This is a genomic window from Paractinoplanes tereljensis, assembly GCF_016862435.1.
Lineage (GTDB): Bacteria > Actinomycetota > Actinomycetes > Mycobacteriales > Micromonosporaceae > Actinoplanes > Actinoplanes tereljensis.
Genome location: NZ_BOMY01000080.1, coordinates 1 through 1258 on the forward strand (window position 1 = coordinate 1; position 1258 = coordinate 1258).

The window sequence follows — 1258 nt, forward strand, 5'->3', positions numbered from 1 at the left end:
ACGGCCTACACGCTTACCCCAGGACAACCACCGCCTGGGACCAGCTACCTTCCTGCGTCACCCCATCGCTAAACTACTACCCCACAAGTTCCCAGCCCTCCCGCTTTTGACCCGAAGGTCGCCGGCGTTCGAGGTGGTTAGTACATGAAGGTTCGTCTTGGGCGTTCCTTTGCGGGTACGGGAATATCAACCCGTTATCCATCGACTACGCCTCTCGGCCTCGCCTTAGGCCCCGACTCACCCAGGGCGGATTAGCCTGGCCCTGGAACCCTTGGTCATTCGGCGGAAGAGGTTCTCACTCTTCATTCGCTACTCATGCCTGCATTCTCACTCGTACAGCCTCCACACCTGGGTCACCCCGGCGCTTCGCTGGCTGCACGACGCTCCCCTACCCATCCACACGACTACACAACCAGACTAAATCTGGAAGCGGATCGCTTGTGTGAATGCCACAGCTTCGGCGGTGTGCTTGAGCCCCGCTACATTGTCGGCGCAGAACCACTTGACCAGTGAGCTATTACGCACTCTTTAAAGGATGGCTGCTTCTAAGCCAACCTCCTGGTTGTCAATGCGATCCCACATCCTTTTCCACTTAGCACACGCTTAGGGGCCTTAGCTGGTGATCTGGGCTGTTTCCCTCTCGACTACGAAGCTTATCCCCCGCAGTCTCACTGCCGCGCTCTCACTTACCGGCATTCGGAGTTTGGCTGATTTCGGTAAGCTTGTAGGCCCCCTAGACCATCCAGTGCTCTACCTCCGGCAAGAAACACACGACGCTGCACCTAAATGCATTTCGGGGAGAACCAGCTATCACGGAGTTTGATTGGCCTTTCACCCCTAACCACAGGTCATCCCCCAACTTTTCAACGTTGGTGGGTTCGGTCCTCCACGCAGTCTTACCCACGCTTCAACCTGCCCATGGCTAGATCACCCCGCTTCGGGTCTAGAACACGCGACTAAAGACGCCCTATTAAGACTCGCTTTCGCTACGGCTACCCCACACGGGTTAACCTCGCCACGTGCCACTAACTCGCAGGCTCATTCTTCAAAAGGCACGCCATCACCCCCACCGTTACCGGCATAAGGCTCTGACGGATTGTAGGCGAACGGTTTCAGGTACTATTTCACTCCCCTCCCGGGGTACTTTTCACCATTCCCTCACGGTACTCGTCCGCTATCGGTCACCAGGAAGTATTCAGCCTTACCAGGTGGTCCTGGCAGATTCACAGCAGATTCTAGGAGTCCGCTGCTACTCGGG

The 1258-nt window shown here is 56.6% G+C and carries 1 rRNA gene; it reads right to left on the minus strand.

The features are described 5' to 3' along the window. Positions 1 to 1258 (minus strand): 23S ribosomal RNA (locus tag Ate02nite_RS48535); the annotation flags it as partial.